The sequence below is a fragment of the Roseovarius sp. MBR-78 genome (assembly GCF_040547535.1).
GTDB lineage: Bacteria > Pseudomonadota > Alphaproteobacteria > Rhodobacterales > Rhodobacteraceae > Roseovarius.
Window position 1 is genome coordinate 116,733 of sequence record NZ_JBEPPX010000003.1, and the last position, 22,214, is coordinate 138,946.

The 22,214-nt window shown below is 69.5% G+C and carries 17 protein-coding genes; 9 read left to right on the forward strand and 8 right to left on the reverse strand.

Features of this window, described 5'->3' with window-relative positions:
• Window positions 1-47: 47 nt before the first annotated feature.
• The 5 genes from ABIE58_RS03480 (at window position 48) to ABIE58_RS03500 (ending at window position 14,082) form a co-directional block, all read left to right on the forward strand.
• On the forward strand, window positions 48-6,452 hold the full coding sequence (locus tag ABIE58_RS03480) for a type I polyketide synthase (RefSeq protein WP_354543294.1): 6,405 nt from the start codon (window positions 48-50) through the stop codon (window positions 6,450-6,452).
• Window positions 6,449-7,417 (forward strand): glycosyltransferase family 2 protein, encoded by a 969-nt coding sequence (locus ABIE58_RS03485; RefSeq protein WP_354543295.1) that lies wholly within the window; start codon window positions 6,449-6,451, stop codon window positions 7,415-7,417. Before ABIE58_RS03480 ends, ABIE58_RS03485 begins: the two co-directional genes overlap by 4 nt.
• A complete protein-coding gene (locus tag ABIE58_RS03490; protein WP_354543296.1) occupies window positions 7,414-11,919 on the forward strand; it encodes a MupA/Atu3671 family FMN-dependent luciferase-like monooxygenase in 4,506 nt (1,501 codons plus the stop codon). The genes ABIE58_RS03485 and ABIE58_RS03490 overlap by 4 nt, the downstream gene beginning before the upstream one ends.
• The gene (locus ABIE58_RS03495; protein ID WP_354543297.1) at window positions 11,916-12,572 is read left to right on the forward strand and encodes a 4'-phosphopantetheinyl transferase family protein; all 657 of its coding nucleotides are present in this window, start codon (window positions 11,916-11,918) and stop codon (window positions 12,570-12,572) included. The genes ABIE58_RS03490 and ABIE58_RS03495 overlap by 4 nt, the downstream gene beginning before the upstream one ends.
• A 208-nt stretch (window positions 12,573-12,780) precedes the next feature.
• A complete protein-coding gene (locus ABIE58_RS03500) occupies window positions 12,781-14,082 on the forward strand; it encodes a Wzz/FepE/Etk N-terminal domain-containing protein (protein WP_354543298.1) in 1,302 nt (433 codons plus the stop codon).
• Window positions 14,083-14,140: 58 nt separating this feature from the next.
• Here the strand turns inward: ABIE58_RS03500 and ABIE58_RS03505 are convergent, their stop codons facing one another.
• From ABIE58_RS03505 to ABIE58_RS03520, 4 genes are read right to left on the reverse strand one after another with little or no spacing between them, the layout of a single operon-like run.
• The gene (locus tag ABIE58_RS03505; RefSeq protein ID WP_354543299.1) at window positions 14,141-15,067 is read right to left on the reverse strand and encodes an OmpA family protein; all 927 of its coding nucleotides are present in this window, start codon (window positions 15,065-15,067) and stop codon (window positions 14,141-14,143) included.
• A gap of 1 nt (window position 15,068) precedes the next feature.
• Entirely contained in the window at window positions 15,069-15,644 is a 576-nt protein-coding gene (locus ABIE58_RS03510; RefSeq protein ID WP_354543300.1) for a peroxidase-related enzyme, read from the reverse strand.
• Window positions 15,645-15,647: 3 nt separating this feature from the next.
• On the reverse strand, window positions 15,648-16,367 hold the full coding sequence (locus ABIE58_RS03515) for a GNAT family N-acetyltransferase (RefSeq protein WP_354543301.1): 720 nt from the start codon (window positions 16,365-16,367) through the stop codon (window positions 15,648-15,650).
• Window positions 16,364-17,086, reverse strand: coding sequence for a competence/damage-inducible protein A (locus tag ABIE58_RS03520; protein WP_354543302.1), 723 nt, complete (start codon window positions 17,084-17,086; stop codon window positions 16,364-16,366). The genes ABIE58_RS03515 and ABIE58_RS03520 overlap by 4 nt, the downstream gene beginning before the upstream one ends.
• Window positions 17,087-17,316: 230 nt before the next feature.
• On the opposite strand from ABIE58_RS03520, the gene map reads away from it, so the two are divergent.
• Window positions 17,317-18,189, forward strand: a complete 873-nt coding sequence (map, locus tag ABIE58_RS03525; RefSeq protein WP_354543303.1) for a type I methionyl aminopeptidase — start codon at window positions 17,317-17,319, stop codon at window positions 18,187-18,189.
• Window positions 18,190-18,311: 122 nt separating this feature from the next.
• The gene (locus tag ABIE58_RS03530) at window positions 18,312-18,578 is read left to right on the forward strand and encodes a glucose-6-phosphate isomerase (protein ID WP_354543304.1); all 267 of its coding nucleotides are present in this window, start codon (window positions 18,312-18,314) and stop codon (window positions 18,576-18,578) included.
• Window positions 18,579-18,670: 92 nt separating this feature from the next.
• Here ABIE58_RS03530 and queF read toward each other — a convergent pair whose 3' ends face one another.
• The 4 genes from queF to queC are packed head-to-tail and all read right to left on the reverse strand — an operon-like array spanning window position 18,671 to window position 20,916.
• A complete protein-coding gene (queF, locus tag ABIE58_RS03535) occupies window positions 18,671-19,135 on the reverse strand; it encodes a preQ(1) synthase (RefSeq protein WP_354543305.1) in 465 nt (154 codons plus the stop codon).
• A 13-nt stretch (window positions 19,136-19,148) separates the two neighbouring features.
• Window positions 19,149-19,871, reverse strand: coding sequence for a 7-carboxy-7-deazaguanine synthase QueE (queE, locus tag ABIE58_RS03540; protein WP_354543306.1), 723 nt, complete (start codon window positions 19,869-19,871; stop codon window positions 19,149-19,151).
• Complete coding sequence (locus ABIE58_RS03545; protein WP_354543307.1) at window positions 19,868-20,224, reverse strand: 6-pyruvoyl trahydropterin synthase family protein; 357 nt, start codon at window positions 20,222-20,224, stop codon at window positions 19,868-19,870. Before ABIE58_RS03545 ends, queE begins: the two co-directional genes overlap by 4 nt.
• Complete coding sequence (gene queC, locus ABIE58_RS03550) at window positions 20,224-20,916, reverse strand: 7-cyano-7-deazaguanine synthase QueC (protein WP_354543308.1); 693 nt, start codon at window positions 20,914-20,916, stop codon at window positions 20,224-20,226. Before queC ends, ABIE58_RS03545 begins: the two co-directional genes overlap by 1 nt.
• 151 nt (window positions 20,917-21,067) lie before the next feature.
• On the opposite strand from queC, the gene ABIE58_RS03555 reads away from it, so the two are divergent.
• A complete protein-coding gene (locus tag ABIE58_RS03555) occupies window positions 21,068-21,610 on the forward strand; it encodes a LuxR C-terminal-related transcriptional regulator (protein WP_354543309.1) in 543 nt (180 codons plus the stop codon).
• Between the two features lie 118 nt (window positions 21,611-21,728).
• Window positions 21,729-22,214: an acetyl-CoA carboxylase biotin carboxyl carrier protein gene (gene accB / locus ABIE58_RS03560; RefSeq protein WP_354543310.1), complete on the forward strand. Its 486-nt coding sequence runs from the start codon at window positions 21,729-21,731 to the stop codon at window positions 22,212-22,214.

The window sequence follows — 22,214 nt, forward strand, 5'->3', positions numbered from 1 at the left end:
ATTGTCGTGGCACGACAGAGCCGATATGATCGGAAAGTATTTACAGGATGGCCAGTGATATGAGTTCGCCCCGGCCCGACGGCACGGAGATCGCCATCACCGGCATGGCCGCGCACCTGCCGGGTGCACGGTCGGTCACCGAATATTGGCAGATGCTGCGCGAGGGCCGCCGCGCGATACGGCGGCTTGACGATGCGGAATTGCGCGCCGCGGGCGAGCGCGCCGAGCGCATCGCGCATCCCGATTACGTGCCCTATGCCGCGCCCCTTGACGGGTTTGAGATGTTCGACGCAGGCTTTTTCGGCTTTGGCCCCAAGGAAGCCGCGATCCTCGACCCGCAACACCGCCGCTTTCTCGAGGTGGCGTGGGAGGCGCTCGAGGATGCAGGCCACATGCCCGAGCATTTCCCCGGCCCGATCGGCGTTTTCGCGGGCTGCGGCATGGGGAGTTACTTTTGGTTCAACCTCTGCTCCAACCGCGATCTGGTCGATGATGTCGGCATGTTCCTGCTGCGCCATACCGGCAATGACAAGGATTTCCTGACCACGCGGCTCAGCCATATCCTCGATCTCAAGGGGCCGTCGCTGGGCCTGCAAACCGCCTGTTCCACCTCGCTTGTGGCGGTGCATTATGCCGCGCAATCGCTGCTCAACGGCGAATGCGACATGGCGCTGGCGGGCGGCGTCACGATCGAGCTGCCGCAGGGGCGGGGATACCTTTACAAGGAGGGCGAGATCCTGTCGCCCGACGGCGAATGCCACGCGTTCGATCATCGCGCCCAAGGCACGGTCTTTGGCTCGGGCGCGGGGGTGGTGGTGCTGCGCCGCCTTGCCGATGCGCTGGCCGATGGCGATCATATCTGGGCGGTGATCAAGGGATCGGCGGTCAACAATGACGGCGCGGCCAAGGCCGGTTATCTGGCACCTTCCGTGGACGGGCAAGCGGCGGCAATCGCCGAAGCGCAGGCGGTTGCAGGCATCACCGCCAATACCGTCGGTTACATCGAATGTCACGGCACCGGCACTTACCTTGGCGATCCCATCGAGGTGGCGGCCCTCACTCAGGCGTTCCGCGAAACGACCGAGGCCGTTGATTTCTGCCGCATCGGCAGCGTGAAAACCAATATCGGCCATCTCGACACGGCGGCGGGCGTGGCGAGCCTGATCAAGGCCGCGCTGGCGCTGCAACACGGGCAGATGCCGCCTTCGCTGGGCTATGAGGCCCCCAACCCCGCCATCGGCTTTGACGGCAGCCCCTTTGCCGTCAACGACCGCCTGCGCGACTGGCCCCGGCGCGACCACCCGCGCCGCGCGGGCGTCAATTCGCTGGGCGTGGGCGGCACCAACGCGCATGTCGTGATTGAGGAGGCCCCCGCCCGCGAGGCATCGGGCGAGGCCGATTGGCCGTTTATGCCGCTGGTGCTCTCGGCGCGCACCAAATCCGCGCTGGATGCGGGCACCGCCCGCCTTGCCGCCCATCTGCGCGCCCATCCCGAACAGCCGCTGGCCGATGTGGCCTATACCCTCCGCCACGGGCGTCGTGCGTTCGAGCGGCGGCGCGTGGTGGTGGCGCACGATCACGAAGAGGCCGCCCGCCTGCTGGACTCGGGCGACCCGCGCCGCGTCTTTACCCACACGGTTCGCGGCGCAAAGCGCGAGGTTGCCTTCATGTTCCCCGGCGGCGGCGCGCAATATGCCGGCATGGCGCGTGATCTTTACGAGACCGAGCCGGTCTTTGCCGACTGGATGGATCGCGGGCTGGATATCCTCGGGCAGCGGCTCGATTACGATATCCGCGCACTGTGGCTGCCCGACGCGGGCGGCATGGCCGAGGCCGAGGCGCGGCTCAAGCGGCCCTCGGTGCAACTGCCGCTCATCATGATCACCGAATACGCGCTGGCGCAGCTCTGGCAGAGCTGGGGGGTGCGGCCCACCGCCCTTATCGGTCATTCGATGGGCGAGAATACCGCCGCCTGTCTCACCGGTGTCATGAGCTTCGAGGATTGCATCGGGCTGGTGCATCTGCGCGGGCAACTCTTTGATACCATTGACACGGGCGGAATGCTCAGCGTGCCGCTTTCCGCCGATGAATTGCGCCCTTGGCTGGGCGATGCGCTCGACCTTGCCGCCGTCAACGCGCCGGGCCTCAGCGTGGCCTCGGGCCCGCAGGCGGCGCTCGATGCGCTGGCCGCGCGGCTTGACGCCGAGGGGATCGAGACCCGCCGCATCGCCATCGACATCGCCGCGCATAGCCGGATGCTCGAGCCGATCCTGGGCCGGTTCGGCGATTACCTGCGCGGCATTGCGCTCAATCCCCCGCAAATCCCGATCCTGAGCAATCGCAGCGGCGACTGGCTCAGCGATGCCGAGGCGACCGACCCGGCATATTGGGTGTCGCACCTGCGCCACACCGTGCATTTTGCCGATGGGCTTGCGCGGTTGGCGGAAAACCCCGATCGCGTCTTTCTCGAGGTCGGCCCCGGCAAGGCGCTGGCGTCGCTCGCGCAGGCGCAGCCGGGGATCGAGGCCGACCGCGTCATCGGCAGCCTGCGCCACCCCGAGGACGCCATCGCCGATGATCTCTATTTCATGACCATGCTGGCGCGGCTCTGGGCCGCCGGGGTGGACATCGACTGGGATCAGGTCTGGGGAGAGGCCCCGCGCCACCGGGTGTCGCTGCCAAGCTATGCCTTTGACCATCACCCCTATTTCATAGAGCCGGGCACCGCGCGCGGGGCCGACACCGCCGACCTGCCCGCCCGCGAGGCCGATATCGGCGCATGGGGCCATGCGCCGCACTGGCACCCGCGCCTGTCGGAGGTGGAGATCACCGGCGCGGCCGATCTTGCCGCGCTGCCGCCCGAGACATGGCTGATCTTCGAGGATGACGCGGGCCTTGGTGCGGCGCTGGCGGACCGGCTTGGCGCGGCGGGGCACCGCGTGACCCGCGTCACGCCGGGCGACAGCTTTGCGCGGCTGGGCGAGGGGCGCTTTACTCTCTCGCCCGAACGCGGGCGCGAGGGCTATGACCAGCTCGTGCGCGCGCTCATGGCCGAGGGCCGCGCGCCCACGCGGATCGTGCATGGCTGGCTTGTCACCCGCGACGAACGACACCGCCCCGGATCGAGCTTTTTCCACCGGGTGCAGGAGCAGGGGTTCTACAGCCTGCTGTTTCTGGCGCAGGCGCTGGCCGAGGAGGGGCTGGGCACGCCGCTGCACCTGACCGCGCTGACCACCGGCGCGGCGCAGGTCAGGGCCGAGGCGCTGCCCCACCCCGCCAAGGCCACGCTGGCCGGGCCGCTGCGGGTGATCCCGCGCGAGATGCCGCAGATCACCGCCTCAAGCCTCGATCTGGACCTGCCCGCGCGCGGGGCCCCCGATGACGCGCTGGTGACCCGCGTGCTCGAAGACCTGATGCAAGAGCCGCGCAACCACGCCGCCGCGCTGCGCGGCGCGCGGCGCTACGAGGCGGGCTGGCGCGCGGTGCCGCTGCCCGAGGCAGAGGCAGAGGCCACGCCCTCGCCGGGGGGCGTGGTGCTCATCACCGGCGGCTTTGGCGGGATCGGGCTGACGCTGGCCGAGGATCTCATCACGCGCGAGGGCGCGCGCATCGCGCTCGTGGCACGCACCGCCCTGCCGCCGCGCGCCGACTGGCCGCGCCTCACCGCCTCGGGCGGCGCGCTTGCCCGCCGCATCGCCGCCGTCGAGCGGCTGGAGGCCTTGGGCGGCACAGTCATGGTGATCGCCGCCGATGTCAGCAATATCGAGGAGATGCAGGCCGCGCGCATCGCCATCGAGGCCCAGCTAGGCCGCGTCACCGGTATCATCCACGCCGCAGGCACCATCGCCGATGCGCCGCTTCTGACCAAGGGCCCCGAGACCATCGAGGACGTGTTCACCCCGAAAATCCACGGCACGCAGGTGCTGGAGGCGGTGTTCCCCGACGGCGATCCCGACTGGCTGGTGCTGTGTTCCTCCTCATCCACCGCGACCGCCCCGGCGGGGCAGGTCGATTACGTCGCGGCCAATGAATATCTCAACGCCTATGCCCGTGCGCGCGCGGGCGGCAAGACCCGCGTGACGGCACTCGACTGGGGTATCTGGGCCGAGCTGGGCATGGCCGCCGAGGCGGTGGCGGCGCAGAACGGCACCGCGCCCCCCGCCCCGCGCCTGCCCGTGGCCGCCCCGCTGATCGAGGCCGCAAGCCATGACGCCGAGGGCAACCGCGTCTTTCACGGGCGCTATTCGGCGGGCACGCATTGGGTCTTCGACGAGCACCGCACCCGCGACGGCGCGGCGCTTTTGCCCGGCACCGGCTATCTGGAACTCATCGCCGAGGCGCTGGAAGCACAGGGCGAGAGCCTGCCCTTTGCGCTGCGTGATCTGATTTTCCTGCGCCCCTTCGACATGCCCAAGGGGGCGAGCCGCGACATGCGCCTGACGCTGGTGCGCAGCGATCAGGGCTATGGCGTGCGGATCGAGGCCGATCACGCGCAGGCCGGGCGGCAGGGCTGGGTGAGCCTCGCCGAGGCCGAGATCGCGCTTTTGCCGATGCAGGCCCCACCGCCGCTTGATCTTGAATCCATACGCGCGCGCATGGAGACGTGGGAAGACGCGGGCGACACCGCGCTTGCCTCCCCGCAGGAGGCGCATCTCGATTTCGGGCCGCGCTGGCAGGTGCTGGCGGCGCGCGGGCTTGGTGCGGGCGAGGGGCTGGCGCGGCTGCGCCTTCCGGCCATCGCGGCGGGCGACGAAGGCTATCACCTGCACCCCGCGCTGATGGATATCGCCACCGGCTGGGCGATGCCGCTGATCGCGGGCTATGAGGGTGCCGCGCTCTGGGTGCCGGTCTCCTATGGCGCGGTGCAGGTCTTTGCGCCGCTGGGCGGCGAGGTCTGGAGCCATGCGCGCCTTGGCCACGGCACGTCGCAGGGCGGGGTGGCGCGGTTCGATATCACGCTCACCGATGCCACCGGCGCGGTGCTTGCGGAAATCCGCGATTTCACCTTGCGGCGGCAGGAGGGCGGGCTTGTCATCACCCCGCCGCGCGCGGGCGAGATACGTTTCATCGAGACCGCCCACACCCCGGCAAGCCCGGCAGAGGACCGGCTCGCGGCGGCGCTGCGCGACGGTATCCGCCCCGCCGAGGGGGCCGAGGCATTCCGCCGGGTGCGCGCCACGGCGCGCGCGCAGGTGCTGGTATCGCCCTTCGCGCCCGAGGTGCTGATCCGGCAGGCCGATGCCGCCGCCACTCCCGATCCGGGCGCGGGCGCGCGCTTTGCCCGGCCCGATCTGGCGGCGGAGTTCATCGCCCCCGAGGGCGAGATCGAGACGCGGCTCGCGGGGTTCTGGTCCGATCTGCTGGGGCTGGAACAGGTCGGGGCCGAGGACAGTTTCTTTGATCTTGGCGGCCATTCGCTGATAGCGGTGCGGCTTTTCGCCATGATCCGCCGCGCCTATGCGGTGGATTTCCCCATTTCGGTGCTGTTCGAGGCGCCCACCATCCGCGCCTGTGCAGCGCTGATCGAGGCGCGGATCGGGCCACAGGAGGCAAGCGAGACCACAGCCCCCACAGCCCCCGCCGCGCCCGAGCGCCGCTTTACCCATCTGGTGCCGATGCATCGCGGCGAGGGCGGGGCGGGGGTGCCGTTTTTCCTCGTGGCGGGGATGTTCGGCAATGTGCTCAACCTGCGCCACCTCGCGCATCTCCTGGGCGAGGCGCGGCCCGTCTACGGGCTTCAGGCGCGGGGCCTTCTGGGCGGCGACGCGCCGCATGACGACCTCGGCCACGCCGCACGCGACATGATCGCCGAGATAAGGCAGGTGCAGCCGCACGGCCCCTACCTGCTCGGCGGATTCTCGGGCGGCGGCATCACCGCCTATGAGATGGCGCAGCAATTGCAGGCGGCGGGCGAGGAGGTGGCGCTTTGCGTGCTGATCGACACGCCGCTGCCGCGCCGCCGCCCACTCTTGCTGCGCGACCGCGCGCTGATCCAATGGCAGGAATTGACGGCGGGCGGGCTGCTCTACCCGCTGCGCTGGGCCGCGCGGCGGGTGGCGTGGGAGATCGCCAAGCGCCGCCAGCAGGCCCCGGCGGAAACCTCGGAGCACCAGTTCCACGACCGCGAGATCGAGGCCGCCTTCTACCGCGCCATCGCGCGCTACGAATTGCGGCCATGGCGGGGCGCACTGCATCTCTTCCGCCCGCCGCTTTCGGGGAAATGGCAGGTCTCGGGCGGGCGCTGGGTGAGCGGCGAACGCGCCTATGTGCTGCCCGATAACGACTGGTCGGGCCACGCGCCGCGCCTTGTCGTGACAGAGGTGCCGGGCACCCACGATTCGATGGTGCTGGAGCCGAATGTGCGCGTGCTGGCGACCCGGATGCGGCGCGCGCTCGCCGCGGCAGAGACCGCCCCGCGGGCGGCACAGCCCCACCGGGAGGCCGCCGAATGACCGCGCCGCGGGTTCTTGCCATCGTGCTCAACTGGCGCACGCCCGAGATGAGCCTGCGCGCCGCAAGCGCCGCGCGCCGCGCGATGGAGGGGCTTTGCGGCGAGGTGGTGATCGTCGACAACGCATCCGGCGATGGCTCGTTCGAGGCGATGGCGGCGGGCGTGGCCGGGTGGGACCGGGTGCGCGTGGTGCAATCGGGGCGCAATGGCGGCTTTGGCGCGGGGATGAACGCAGGCGTACGCGCGGGGCTGTCGGATGGCGCGCGGCCCGATTACGTCTATTTCCTGAATTCCGACGCCTTTCCCGAGGCCGGTGCCATCGCCGACCTCGTCGCGCATCTGGAGGCGCATCCACGGGCGGGGCTGGCGGGCAGCCATATCGAGGGAGAGGACGGCGCGGCGCATGTCTCGTGCTTTCGCTTCCCCTCGATCCTCGGAGAGTTCGAGGGCGCGGCGCGGATCGGGCCGGTCTCGCGCCTCTTGCGCCGCCACGCCGTGCCCCTGCCCGTGCCCGAGGCCACCCGCCCCGTCGATTGGCTGTCGGGCGCAAGCCTGATGATCCGCCAAGACGTGCTCGACGCTATCGGCGGCTTTGACGAGGCGTTCTTTCTCTATTTCGAGGAAACCGACCTGTGCCTGCGCGCCGCGCGCGCGGGCTGGCAGGCGCATTACGTGGCAAGCTCGCGGGTCGTGCATATCGGCTCGGTCAGCACGGGGATGAAGAGCTGGGGGCGGGTGCCGGATTACTGGTTCGCCTCGCGGCGGCATTATTACATCAAGAATCACGGGCGCGGATACCTCGCGGCGGTCACGCTGGCGCATGTGAGCGCTGCGGCGCTTGGCAGCCTGTGGCGCGTGATCCGGCGCAAGGGGGCGGCGCGCCCACCGCATTTCCTGCGCGACATGGTATTGGGCGATCTGGGCGCGGCCCTGCGGGGCGGCAATAGTCGAAAGGCAAAGGCATGATACAGGCGATTCTCATCGGTAATGACAGCCTTGCGCGGCATTGCGGCGCGGCGTGGCGCGCGCGCGGGCATGGTCTGGCGGCGGTGGTCACGCGGCACGAGGAGATGATCGCCTGGGCAAGGGCCGAGGGCCTGCGCGTCGAGGCCCCCGGTGCGGGGCTGGCCGGGCGGCTGGGCGATCTGGGCTGTGACTGGATTCTTTCGGTCGCCAATCTCGATCTCTTGCCCGAGGATGTGCTGGCGCGCGCCACGCGCGGCGCGGTGAATTTCCACGATGGCCCCCTGCCCCGCCACGCCGGTCTCAATGCGCCGGTCTGGGCGATCCTCGCGGGCGAGGCGCAGCACGGCATCACCTGGCACCTGATCGAGGGCGGGGTGGACGAGGGGCGCATCATCACGCAGCGCCTGATCGACATCGCCCCCGACGAGACCGCGCTGAGCCTCAACGCCAAATGCTTTGCCGCCGGGCTTGACAGTTTCACCACCGTGATCGACGCGCTGGAGCGCGGCCTGCCGGAGCTGCACGCGCAGGACCTGACGCAGCGCAGCTATCACGCGCGGGATGACCGGCCCGAGGCGGCCTGGCTCGATCTCACCCGGCCCGCCGCCGATCTGGCGCGGGTGGTGCGCGCGCTCGATCACGGCGGCTATGCCAACCCGCTCTGCGTGGCGCGAATCCGGGTCGGGGGCCATGTCCTCCTGACGGGCAAGGCTGCGCCGGTGCCGGGGGCTGGCGCGCCGGGCACGGTGCTGGAGAACGACGGCACGACGCTGACAGTGGCCACCGGCGATGGTGCGCTGCGGCTGTCGGCGATCACCGATCCCGAGGGCGGCGCGGTGGCGCTTGCAGCGATTGCGCCGGTGGGCTGCGTGCTGTCAAACCCCACGGAGGCGGACCGGCAGGCGCTGCGCCGCCTCGCGCGCGACGAGGGCTATTGGCGCGCCCGGCTGGCCCCGATGCGGCCCGTCACCCTCGCGCTAGATGCAGGCCAGGACGGCCCGGCAGAGCGCCGCGCGCTCGATCTGCCCGCCGGGGTGGTGGTCGAGGCCATTGCCGAATGGGCCGCGCGGCTGGGCGGTGGCGAGGCCACCCATATCGCCTATGCCGGCCCCGCGCAGGATACGGAGTGCGACATGGCCTGCCCTTGGGCACCGGTCGATGTCACGCGGCTTGAGGCCGAGATGGAGGCCACCGACGCACGCACGCCGTTCTCGCGCGATCTCCTGGCCCGCCTGCCCGCGCTCGGGGCCACGCCGCGCCCGCATCTGGGGCTGCGTCGGGCGGGGGCGGGCCTTATCCCCGGCACCGCGCTCACCGTCGATCTGAGCGGCGCACCGGCGCTCGTTTACGACCCCGCCCGCCTCTCGCCCGCGATGGCGGAGCTGCTGGCAGGGCGGCTCGAGGCGCTGGGCCGGGGTGAGACGGCAGCGCTGCCCGAGGCCGAGCGGCGGCTGCTGATCGAGGAGTGGAATCGCACCGACACGCCCTTTGACGCCCGCCCCGTCCACAACCTGATCGAGGCGCAGGCCCGCGCGGTGCCCGAGGCCACGGCGCTGATTTTCGAGGCCGAGAGCCTGAGCCGGGCCGCGCTCGATGCGCGCGCGGGGCGCATCGCCCATGTGCTGCGGCAGATGGGCGTGGGGCCGGGTGTGCTGGTGGGGCTGTGCCTGCCGCGATCCGTCGATATGCTCGCCGCCGCGCTCGCCATCTGGAAGGCGGGCGGGGCCTATGTGCCGATGGACCCCGCCTATCCGCCCGAGCGGCTGGCGCATTACCTCGCCGATAGCGCCGCGCGGGTGGTGGTCACGCTCTCGGGCCTCGCCGGGGCCCTGCCGCAGGGGGCGGCGCAGATGCTCTTGCTCGACCGCGACGCGCGGCTTGACGCAGCCCCGGCGGGGCCGGTGGAGGGCGGCGCGGGGCCGGATGATCTGGCCTATGTGATCTATACTTCCGGCTCGACCGGACAGCCCAAGGGGGTGATGGTCACCCATCGCAACCTCGCCAATTTCTTCGCCGGGATGGATGCGCGCATCGAGGCGGGGACGGATGCGGTCTGGCTGGGCGTGACCAGCCTCAATTTCGACATCTCGGTGCTGGAGCTGTTTTATCCCCTCGCGCGCGGTCATACCCTTGTGCTCAGCGGCGAGGAGGCGCGCGCGCTGGTCTCGTCGGGGCAGATCCCGACCTCGGATCGCGGGATGGAATTCAGCCTTTACTATTGGGGCAATGATGACGGCGCGGGGCGCGACAAATACAAATCCCTGCTGGAGGGCGCGCAATTCGCCGACAGCCACGGGTTCTGCGCGGTCTGGACGCCCGAGCGGCATTTCCACGCCTTCGGCGGCCCCTACCCCAACCCGTCGGTCACGGGTGCGGCGGTGGCGGCGGTGACGCGCAACCTTGCCGTGCGCGCCGGAAGCTGCGTGGCCCCCCTGCACCACACCGCCCGCATCGCCGAGGAATGGGCGGTGATCGACAACCTGACAAACGGGCGCGCGGGGCTGGCGATTGCCAGCGGCTGGCATCCCGATGATTTCGTCCTGCGCCCCGAGAATACCCCCCCCGACAACAAGCCCGCCATGTATCAGGCGATCCGCGACCTGCGCCGCCTCTGGGCGGGCGAGGCGGTGGAGTTCCCCCGCGCCGATGGCACGCCCCACGCGGTCATCACGCAACCGCGCCCGGTCTCCAAAAACCTGCCGATCTGGGTGACGACGGCAGGCAACCCCGAGACATGGCGCGAGGCGGGGGCGCATGGGGCCAATGTGCTGACCCATCTTCTGGGGCAGTCCATCACCGAGGTGGGCGAGAAGATCGCCCTCTATCACGCCGCCCTGCGCGAGGCCGGGCACGACCCGGCGGATTTCACCGTGACGCTGATGCTGCATACCTATCTGGCGGATACCCGCGAAGAGGCGGCGCGCGTCGCGCGCGGGCCGATGAAGGACTATCTGCGCTCGGCGGCGGGGCTTATCAAGCAATTCGCCTGGGCCTTCCCGGCCTTCAAGCGGCCCAAGGGCGTCGATAACGCGTTCGATCTCGATCTCGGCGCGCTCGAGGAAGACGAGCTGGAGGATATCCTCGATTTCGCCTTCGAGCGGTATTTCAACGACTCGGGCCTTTTCGGCACCGTCGAGGATGGCGTTGCCCGCGTCGAGGCGCTGAAGCGTATCGGCGTGGACGAGGTGGCCTGCCTGATCGACTATGGCATCCCCGCGCAGCAGGTGCTCGAGGGCTTGCGCCCGCTGGCGCGGGTGCTGGAGCACTCGAACCGCGCGGGCACCATCGCGGAGGATGATTTCTCGATCGCCGCGCAGATCCTGCGCCACGGCGTCACCCATCTGCAATGCACGCCGTCGATGGCGCGGATGATCGCGATGAATGACGAGGCGCGCCACGCGCTGGGGCGGGTGCGGCACCTGATGCTCGGCGGCGAGGCGCTGCCGGGTAGCCTGGTGCAGGAGGTGCGCGGCCTCACAAAGGCGCGGGTCACCAACATGTATGGCCCCACAGAGACCACGATCTGGTCCACCACCGGCCCCGCCGAGGACACCCCCGGCCCCTGTTCCATCGGCACGCCGATTGCCAACACGCGGGCCTATGTTCTGGATGCCGGGATGCAGCCGGTGCCGGTGGGCCAATCCGGCGAATTGTGGATCGGCGGCGAGGGCGTGGCGCGCGGCTATCTGGGGCGCGACGATCTGACGGCGGACCGGTTCCGCGCCGATCCGTTTCACGAGGGGGGGCGCATCTATGGCACCGGCGACCGGGTGCGCTGGCGCGCCGATGGGCGGCTCGAGTTCATCGGGCGGGCCGACGGGCAGGTGAAGCTGCGCGGCCACCGGATCGAGCCGGGCGAGATCGAGGCGGTGCTGGAGGCCTGCGCGGGTGTCGAGCAGGCCGTGGTGATCCTGCGCGAGGACAGCCCCGGCGATCCCCGCCTCGTGGCCTATCTGCGCGGCACGGCGGCGGCGGAGGCGCTCAAGGCGCATCTGGCGCAGCACCTGCCCGCGCATATGATCCCCGGGCATCTGGTGACGCTCGATGCCTTTCCGCTCACGCCAAACCGCAAGGTGGATCGCAAGGCGCTGCCCGCGCCCGCAGCCGCACGCGCCGCTGCCCCGCGCCCCGGTGCCGTGCGCGACCTTGGCTCCCGCGGCGGCCGCCTTGAGGCCGAGATCGCGGAAATCTGGTCGCACATCCTCGGGGTGTCCGAGATCGGCGCAGAGGACAGTTTCTTTGACCTTGGCGGGCATTCGCTGCTCGCGGTGCAGGCGCATCGCGAGATGCGCGCCACGCTTGGGGTGGCGGGGCTGAGCATCACCGATATCTTCCGCTGCCCGAAACTCGGCGCGCTGGCCGCGCGGGTGGCCGAATTGCGCGGCGACACGCCCGACCCGGCCAACGATCCCGGCCCGTCGCCTGCGGCCTCGGGCCGTGCCGAGGCCCGCGCCGAGGCGATGGCCCGCCGCCGCGCCATGCGGTCCGCGCGCCGGGGATGAGCCTTGTCGCGGCCCTGCGCGCGATGCTGCCGCCGGGGCTGGCGCTGGCGGGGGCCGATCCGCGCGCGGCCCCCGACGGGCTCTGCCCCGAGGAGCGGCCCGCGACCGCGCGCATGACGTCCGCGCGCCTGCGCGAATACGCCGCCGGGCGGCGCGCCGCGCGCGCGGCGATGGCCGCGCTCGGCCTGTCGGATGCCCCCATCGTGATGGGCCGTGACCGCGCGCCGGTCTGGCCCGAGGGGGTCATCGGCACGATCAGCCACGATGCCACCACCTGCCTCGCGCTGGTCGGGCGCGCGCGCGACTGGGACGGGCTTGGCCTTGATCTGGAACCCGCCACCCCCCTGCCCGAGGATGTCGCGGCGCTGGTCTGCCTGCCCTTTGAGGCGGCGGATGCAGGCGCGGCGCGGCGCGTGTTCTGCGCCAAGGAAGCCGCCTACAAGGCGCTTTATCCGCGCATCACCACGGTGCTGGATTTCGCCGACATGACCGTGACCCTCGGCCCCGGCCCCCGATTCGAGGCGCGCCTTGCCCGCGCGGCAGGCCCGTTTGACGCAGGCACGACCTTTCCGGGCCAGATCGTAGAGGACGCGCGGCAGGTGGCAGCACTGGTGCTTTTGCCGCGCGGGGCCGCACCTGTGGCCGCCCTGTGAACACAGTGTTTCTAAGGCGTGCCCGATAAACTGTGGCGAAAAAGGGGCGCATTCGCTAGATTGAGGCGGAAATAGGACAACACTCTGTCAGGACCGTTTGGGGGCGAACGGTCGGGGCGGTCGCTGGCGCGGTGCGCGGGCGCGGCTCCGGTTTGGCCTCTGACGGGTTTTCGTCCACGGGAAACCGCGACAAACTGATGGGTGACACTTGAGTTCGATCCGCTCCATATCCGATATCACGCGGCTGTTGCGCCGCCGCCTCTGGCTTGTGCTGCTGATCGCGGGCCTTGGCTCGGCGTTGTCCGTGGTCTACGCGCTGTCCCAGCCCAAGACTTTCGAGGCCACCGCCGTGATCCAGATAGAGACGCCGCAGGTGGGCCAGAGCACCGGCGCGCCAACGGCGGTGAGCGATGCGCGGCTGCGTCTGCAACTCATCGAACAGCGGTTGATGGCGCGCGATCATCTCGTCCGGATGATCGACAAGCACGGGCTTTTTGCCGAGGCCACGGATCTCTCGCTGGCGCGAAAAATCGACCGGATGCGCGTGGCGGCGCGGATCGTGCCCATCACCATGACCATGCCGGGATTTGCCCCCGGCGGCACCCCGCCCTCGGGGCTGAGCGTGACCGTGACGCTGGGCGACCCGGACAAGGCCGCCGAGGTCGCCAATGATTTCGTGCAGGCCGTCATCCGCCAGAACCGCGAGAGGCGGCTGGCCGTGGCGCGCGAGACGCTTCAATTCTACAGCGCCGAAGAGGCGCGCGTGGATGCCGCGATCGCGGCAATCGAGGCCCGGATCGCCGATTTCAAGCGCGCCAATGCCGATGCCCTGCCCGCGAGCCTTGCTGCGCAGCGCACCGAATTGACCACCCTGCGCGAGGCGCTGCTGGAGATCGAGCAACAGGTGGTCACGCTCGAAACCGAGAGCACGCGCCGCCGCGAGGAGGTCTATGCCCGCGACATCACCCGGCTGACCGAGCAGCGCGACCTGATCGCCGACCGGATCGCAACCATCGAGCGCTCCATCGCCGCTGCCCCCGGTGTCGAGCGTGAGCTTGGGGCCCTCACCCGCGAGATGACCCAGCTTCAGGACCAGTTGAGCGCCATCACCCGCGCCCGCGCCGAGGCGGAAATGGCCAGCGCGCTGGAAAACCGCCAGCAGCAGGAACGCTTCGAGGTGCTGGAAACCGCGATCCCGCCGACCAACCCGGTCTCTGCCAGCCGCAAGAAAATCGCGCTGGCGGGCGGTGTGGCAAGCCTTCTGGCGGGGCTGGCGCTGGCGCTGGCGCTGGAACTGCTCAACCCGCGTCTGCGCACCGCCTCGCAGCTTCGCGACGAGCTTGAGATAACACCGGTCGTTACCATCCCTGTCGTGCGCCTGCCGCGCGAACGGCGCGCGCAGATGCTGCGCTGGCTCATGGGCGGGCTGGCGGTGGCACTGGTGCTGCCGGTCCTGATCCGGCTGGCGCAAGACCGCATCGGCGCGCTGCGCCTGCCGGTGGCAAACTGAGGCGCGCGCCCGCACGCAAGGTCAACGCGACACCGCGCCCGCCACCCCGCACAGCGCATCAGTTGAGAAGCACCGCCTCGACGCGGCGGTTGGTCTCGCGCCCCTCGGGCGTGGAATTGGCCGCGATCGGCGCGAGATAGCCGACGCCGCGCGCCTCGATCTGCGCACCCTCACCCCCGTGATCGGCCATGAGGCGCGCGCGCACCGCCTCGGCGCGGGCCTGTGACAGCGCGATATTGGCGTCGAGTGCGCCCACCGTATCGGTATGGCCTACCAGCGCGATCCGCGCCTCGGGATTGTCGGCGAGAAACGCCGCCAGCGCCGCCAGGTCGGGATGCGGCCCCGGCCCCAGCACGGCATCGCCCGAGGCGAAATCCAGCCCCGCAATCACCACATGCCCCGCCTGCCGCAATCGGTCTGCCAGCGTCTCGGCGGGGGCTTGCGGCGTCACTTGCACCGGGGCCACGGCCTCGGGCGCGGCCGCCGAGTCCCCCAGCGGGCCGACATGGGTCAGTTGCACATAGCCGCGCTCGCCCGCGCGGCTGACGAACAGCATCACATGCTCCGCCGCCGCGCCCCCGCCGCGCCGCGCCAGCAGGTAGCGGTAATCGAAGAGGTTCACGAACATCGCGGGCGCAGGCAGCACCGGCACCGCAAAGCGAAAGCCAAAGCCGCCGCAGCCGTCTGAGGCGCAGGTGAAAAGCACCTCCCACCCAGCCTTGTGCAGCGCGTCGCGCAGCGGGGCCATCCGCGCCAGCGTGCCCTGCCCCCGATCCGGAAGCCGCCACGCCCGGCTGGTCACCCGCCCGTCAAGGCGCAGTTGCGGCACCGCCCCCTCGGCCAGCACACCCTGTGGCAGATGCACCGTGTCGGCAGGGTGGATCACCTCTGCCGTGCGCTCTGCCCCCTCGGGCAGCGGCAGATCCTGCGCCGGGGCCATCCCGGCCCAGAGCGCCACCAGCACAGCCCCCCACCCCGCGCGCATCCTAGCGGGCCTGCGCGTGGTAATCGGCGTTGGGCACCATCCCCGTGGCCGAGGCCACCCGGTTGGACATGTTGAAGAACCCCGCCACGTTGGCGATGTCCCAGATGTCGCGATCCGTGAACCCGTGATCGCGCAGCGCCTGCCGGTCGGCCTCCTCGATTGTGGCGCTGGCCTGCGTCACCTTCGCCGCGAAATCGAGCATCGCGCGCTGGCGCGGGGTAATGTCGGCGACGCGGTAATTCATCACCATCGCCTCGCCGAGGGCCGGATCACCCGACAGCGCCCGCACCGCCGCGCCATGCGCCACCTGGCAATACCAGCAGCGATTGATCGAGCTGACCACCACCGCGATCATCTCGCGCTCCAGCTTCGTGAGCCCCGAAGGGGCCAGCATCAGCGTGTTGTAAAGCGCGGTGAAGGCGTCGAGTTTCTCGATATCGAAGGCATGGGCGCGCAGCACGTTGGGCACGAGGCCAAGCTTTTCCTCGCAGATCTCGAAATAGCGCGGGGTCGCCTCGGGCAGCGGATCGACGGGGGGCAGGTCGAGCGCGGTGGGTTGGTCATCCTTGCGGGTCATGGCTCACTCCTTCTGGCGGTAATGATAGGTGCCCGCGACACGAAAGCCCATCGCGGCATAAAGCGCGTTCGCGCCCGCGTTCCCTTGGGTGCAGATCACCGCGAGGTGGCGCGCGCCCTGCGCCTCGGCCCAGAGCGCAGCCTGCACCATCATCAGCCGCCCCATCCCCGCGCGCCGGTGCCGCGCGCGCACTTCAAGCGCATGAACCATCGCGACGCCGTCATGGATCGCAACAAATCCGGCGGCGGCGGGCTGATCCCTCAGCCGCCCCAGAAGCCCGGTTTTCGGGCCTTTCGCCCGCGCCATCACCGCCACGCGCGCCGCGCCAATCCCGCCCTCGGCCCAGATCTCGCGCATGATTTCCAGCGGCTCCCACACGGCGAATGTTGCAACACGCGGCAGCTTCTCGCCGGTCAGCGCGGCCACCGGGGCCACATAGAAATTGACCGGGTCCACCACCGCATAGCCCCGCGCCGCAAGCATCGCGTCAAGCGCATCCTCACCCTCGCGCCCCTGAAACAGCGGAGTCTGCCCGCGCGCGCGCATCACCGCCTCGGCCCGGTCGATATCCTCGGGGGTCACCGCGCCCGCCGCCGTTGCCGCCGACACCCGCTTGCCGCCGCCCGCGCCATCGCGGATCGTCACCGGGCCGAGCACCTCGGTCGAGACGGGGGGCCATGTCGCCTCGGTCACGGCATAGAGGGTGGCAAGATCGGGCATCATGCCGGAAACATCCCCGCCAGTTCGGTCATCGCCGCATCGACCCGCGCGCCATCCGCGCCCCGGATCACGATATTGGCGCCGTGACAGCCATCACGGATGAACGGATAAGAGCCGATGGAGAGGTCGGGATAGCGCGCCGCCAGGTCCGAGAGCGGGGCCGCGATATCGCCTTCGCCGCGCCGGATCTCGTAGCTTTGCGACAGAAGCGGCGCGCCGCCGGTCAGCGTCGGCAGCACCGAGGCCACCATCGCCTGAAAAATCGACGGCACGCCCGCCATCACATGCACGTTCTCGATGGTGAAGCCCGGTGCCGCGCTGATCGGATTGTCGATCAGCGTCGCGCCCTCGGGGATGCGCGCCATGCGCAGCCGCGCGTCGTTGAGCTCCTGCCCGCGTGCATCATAGTGCGCGGCCAAAATCGCGCGTGCATCCTCGCGCACGCCGATGGGCCGCCCGAAGGCACACGCCACCGCCTCGGCGGTGATGTCGTCATGCGTCGGGCCGATCCCGCCCGAGGTGACCACCACGTCATGCCCCGCGCTCAGCGCCCGCACCGCCGCGATAATGGCGGCCTCATCGTCATGCACCACGCGCACCTCGCTCAGGTCGATCCCCACGCGGGTAAGTTCGCCCGCGAGATGGTGCATGTTGGCATCGCGCGTCCGCCCCGAGAGGATTTCATCCCCGATGACAAGCATGGCAGCGGTGGGGTTGGGCATGGCACTCTCCTTGCAGCAGTATCCGCCCCGGTATAGGCCGCACCCATGCGGTTTCAAAGCCCCCTCCTGCGCGCATCCTGCCTGCGCGCGGGACGATACCGGGCGCGATACCGGCCCCCAAAGGGCCACCGGGCGCATCACAATCGGCGCGGCGCTGCCGCTCGCCTCTGGCCCTTGCGGGCAAACCGGCATAGATAAAGGCAAAACCGGGGAAACGGACGAGGCTTGACGTGAACCAGACGCATCGGGGACGCAGCACGCGCGACGGCATCCGCATCCATGAGACGGCGGATTTCGCCGGGATGCACGCGGCGGGGCGGCTGGCCGCGCAAATCCTCGACGACATCGCCGAGCATGTCTTTGTCGGCCAGACCACCGGGGCCATCGACCAGCTGATCGAGGACAAGATCACCGCCGCCGGGGCAAAATCGGCCACCATCGGCTACAAGGGCTATCGCCACGCAAGCTGTATCAGCGTCAACCACGTCGTCTGCCACGGCATCCCCGGTGCCCCGATCCCCAAAAGCGGCGGCGAGACGATATCGCGCGATCTCGAGAAACGCCGCGCGGATGACGTGCTCAAGGATGGCGACATCCTCAATATCGACGTGACGGTGATCGTCGATGGCTGGTTCGGCGATACCAGCCGGATGTATGTGGCGGGCCGCCCCTCGCGCAAGGCCGAGCGGCTGATCGAGGTCACCCATGACGCGCTCATGAAGGGGATCGAGGCGGTGCGTCCCGGCGCCACCTTCGGCGATATCGGCCACGCGATTCAGGCCTATGTCGAGGCGCATCGCATGTCGGTGGTGCGCGATTTCTGCGGTCACGGCCTTGGCCGGGTGTTTCACGCGCCGCCCAACGTGCTGCATTACGGGCGCGCGGGGGCGGGGCCGGTGCTGGAAGAGGGGATGTTCTTCACCATCGAGCCGATGGTCAATCTCGGCCGCGCCGCCACCGAGGTTCTGGACGACGAATGGACGGCCGTCACCCGCGACAAATCGCTCTCGGCGCAGTTCGAGCATTCCATCGGGGTGACGGCGCAGGGGGCCGAGATATTCACCCTTTCGCCCTCGGGCCGCTTTCGCCCGAGCTTTGGCTGAATGCGCCGCGCGCGGCAAGCGGATCGGCGCGCATGGCGCGATGATCGCAGAAGTGGATTACGTTCCCCACGCAACCGCGCTATGCTGCGCGGGCACAACACCAGATCGGAGTGACAACCACCATGACACGCGCAACCATCCTCGGCGGCCTCGCGGGCCTGATGCTCGCAGGCTGCATCGACACAACAGACAATCGCGAATTGACCGGCGCAGGCATCGGCGCGGGCGTGGGGCTGGTCGGGGCCTTGGCTTTTGACGCCAGTGCCGGATGGACGGTGCTCTCCACCCTCGCAGGGGCGGCGGCGGGCACGCTGATTGCACGCAACACGCGCACCAACCAATGCGCCTATTCCAACGGCGACGGCACCTATCGCACCGTGCCCTGCTGAGGCGTTAGCCCAGCGTCATCCCCGCGAAAGCGGGGATCTCTCCCATATCAAGAGATCCTCGGGGCAGGCCCGAGGATCACGGGGGCCCTCCCCTACCCCCGCCCGCGATAGGGCGGCACGCCCTGATCGGGCAGCCAGACCCCCTCGGGCACCGGCCCCGTTTGCCAGAACACATCAATCGGGATGCCACCGCGCGGATACCAGTAGCCGCCGATCCGCAGCCATTGCGGCTCAAGAAAATCCACCAGCCGCCGTGCGATAGTGATCGTGCAATCCTCGTGGAACGCACCGTGATTGCGGAAACTGGTGAGGTAGAGCTTGAGCGATTTGCTCTCCACCAGCCACGCGCCCGGCACATAATCAATCACCAGATGGGCGAAATCCGGCTGGCCGGTCATCGGGCAGAGCGAGGTGAATTCCGGCGCGGTAAAGCGCACCGCATAGGCCACGTCGGCCTGCGGATTGGCCACGCGCTCAAGCTCGGCCTCCTCGGGGCTTTGCGGCTGCTTCGTTGCGCCGCCCAACTGTTTCAGACCCTGATAGATGTTCTCGGCCATCGTCTTTCTCCTCTCAAACCCCGCGCCGGTTGCCCCAGAGCGTCACATGAAGCTGCGGCAACACCCTCGCGGCAAACCAGCCATCGGCCACCACCCGCCCGACCAGCCAGCGCATCCGCGCGTTGATCCCGTCGTGATCGACCAACGCGCTGTCATCCTCGGGCGGGGGCGGCGTGTGGTTGCCGGGCTGCAAGACCAGCGGCAGGTCAGGATAGCGCCCCGCCACCTGCCGCGCCCATTGGTAATCCGCCTCATCAAAGATGACGATCTTGAGCACCGTCTCGGCCTCCTTGGCGGCGGCCACGCAATCCTCGAACACCGCCCAATCCACCGCCATCCCCGAGGAGGGCGGCTTGGGGCTGAGCACCAGCATATCCAGACGGCTGAACCAGTCCCGCGCGACCGAGCCTTGGGTTTCCATGGCAAAGCGGTAGCCCTCTGCGCGGCCCGCCTCAATGAGCGGCCCCAGCGGCTGAATCGCCGGGTTACCGCCCGAAAGCGTCACCAGCAAGGGCCGCCCGCCCGAGAGGCGCGCCACCTCTTCCATCACCGCCCCGGCCTGCATCGGCATCCAGTCATGGCGATAGTCTGCATCGACCGCGTGCAGGCTGTCGCACCAAGAGCAGCGGTAATCGCAGCCGCCCGTGCGCACGAAAACCGTGGGCTGGCCAATGAGCGCGCCCTCGCCCTGTATCGTCGGCCCGAAGATTTCCGCAACGCGGATCGCCTCGGTCATGGCCGGTATTCCGCCCATGTCTTGGGGGTCTCGCTCACGCGCACCGCCGCAACCTCGGGCCAGCGCGCGGCGCACCAGTCGTGGAAATGCCTGGCCAGCCGCTCGGCGGTGACGCAGCCGTCGCCCAGAACCTCGTTGAGGTGGCGGTGGTCCAGTTCCTCGTCGATATAGGCCTTGAGCGCGCCCAGATCGTGATAATCGCGCACGAAGCCTGTCTCGCCCAATTCCTCAGCGGCGAGTTCCACCACCACGATGTAATTATGCCCGTGCAGCCGCGCGCAGGGATGCCCCTCGCGCAGGCCAAACAGTTGATGCGAGGCGGAAAAGTGGGATTCCTTGGTGATCCGATACATTACCGCCCCTCCACCGCTGCGCGCCAGAAATCCGGGTCATCGTATTCCGTGGGGTCATCGACCCCCGCCAGATGGAACGCCTCGCGCCGCTCCACGCAGGTGCCGCAGCGCCCGCAATGGCGCGCGCCCCCCTTGTAGCACGACCATGTTTCGGCGAAGGGCACCGAGAGGCGCGCGCCGTCGGCCACGATATCGGTCTTGGAGCCGTTGACGTAAGGCGTCCAGAGCGTCACCTCGGCATAGCCCTCAAGGGCGGCGTCCTGCATCGCCTGAAAGGCCGCGATGAAACCGGGGCGGCAATCGGGGTAGATGAAATGATCGCCGCCATGCACCGCCGCGGCCACCGCGCCCGCCTTCTGCGCCGCCGCCACGCCGAACGCCACCGCCAGCATGATTGCGTTGCGGTTGGGGACCACGGTGATGCGCATGGTCTCCTCGGCGTAATGCCCGTCCGGCACCGCCACGTCATCGGTGAGCGCCGAGCCCGACAGCGCCGCGCCGACGCTGCGCAGGTCCACCACGCGGTGCCCCACGCCAAGACGGCGCGCGCAGGCGGCGGCACTTTCCAGCTCCTTCACATGGCGCTGGCCATAGTCGAACGACAAAAGCGCCACGAGCCTGCGCTCGGCGGCGGCCTTGTGGGCAACGGTCACGGAATCGAGCCCGCCCGAGCAGATGACGATGGTATCCATATCTCGTGTCCTTGTTTTTTAAAGCGGGTAGGCTGCGACCGCTTGGCCGCGCCCATACGCCTTTTGCCCCGGCATGACAAGCCGGACGCGGGCGGGCAAGGCGCGTGCAATTTGCTTGGAGCCACGCCCCACGCGCGGCATAACAGGGGGCATGGACATCGAAAAACTCGCCTTCGATCACGCGCCGGTGGGGCTTGCGGTGCTGGAGCATCGCATCATCCGCACCTGCAACCGCCAATTCGCCGCGATTTTCGGCGATGCGCCGGGCGATTACGCGGGCGTGCCGCTGGCGCGGTTCTACCCGTCGATCGAGGATTACCGCCGCATCGGGGTGGATGCGCTCGCGGTGATGCGCGCGACCGGGCGCTATGCCGATGAGCGGGTGATGCGGCGCGGCGATGGCGCGCTCTTCTGGTGCCGGGTGCGGGGGCAGTCGCTGACCCCAGAGGCGCCGTTCACGCGCGGTATCTGGTCCTTCGCCGATCTCTCGGAAGAGCGGCCCCTCGTGGCGCTTACCCGGCGCGAGCGCGAGGTGGCGATCCTCACCTGCCGGGGGCTGACCTCCAAGGAGGTCGGGCTTGAGCTGGGCCTCAGCCACCGCACCGTCGAGGTTTACCGCGCGCGTCTGGTCGAGAAATTCAACGCCCGCAACCTGGCCGAACTGGTGGCCAAGCTATCGGGAATGCCGCTCTGAGCCGGGGTGCCGTGGGGGAAATGGCCGCTTTTCTCGCCTGTCGCCTTGCCGTATAAGCGGCGAAAACCAACGCGACGGGTGCGCCGCGCGCGCGCCGTCGCCGTCACCGAGGAACCCTATGCCCAACGAAACGCATGAATCGGACGTGGCCTTTATCAAGGCGCTGGCGGAACTTCTGAACGAGAATGACCTCACCGAATTGTCGGTCAAACGCGAATACGGGCAGGATGACACGCTCAACGTCCGCGTGAGCCGCAAGCCCGAAGCCGCACCCTATGCCGCCCCCGCGCAGGCCGCCCCCGCACCCGCCCCGGCGGCAGCGCCCGCCCCTGCCCCCGAGGCCGCCCCCTCGGAAGACCCCGCAAGCCATCCCGGCGCGGTCACCTCGCCGATGGTGGGCACCGTCTACATGCAGGCAGAGCCGGGCTCTCCGGCCTTTGTCAGCACCGGCCAGCAGGTGGCCGAGGGCGACACGCTCCTGATTATCGAGGCGATGAAGACGATGAACCACATCCCCGCCCCGCGCGCGGGCACCGTCAAGCGCATCCTGATCGAGGATGGCGCGGCGGTGGAATACGGCGCGCCCCTGATGATCATCGAGTGA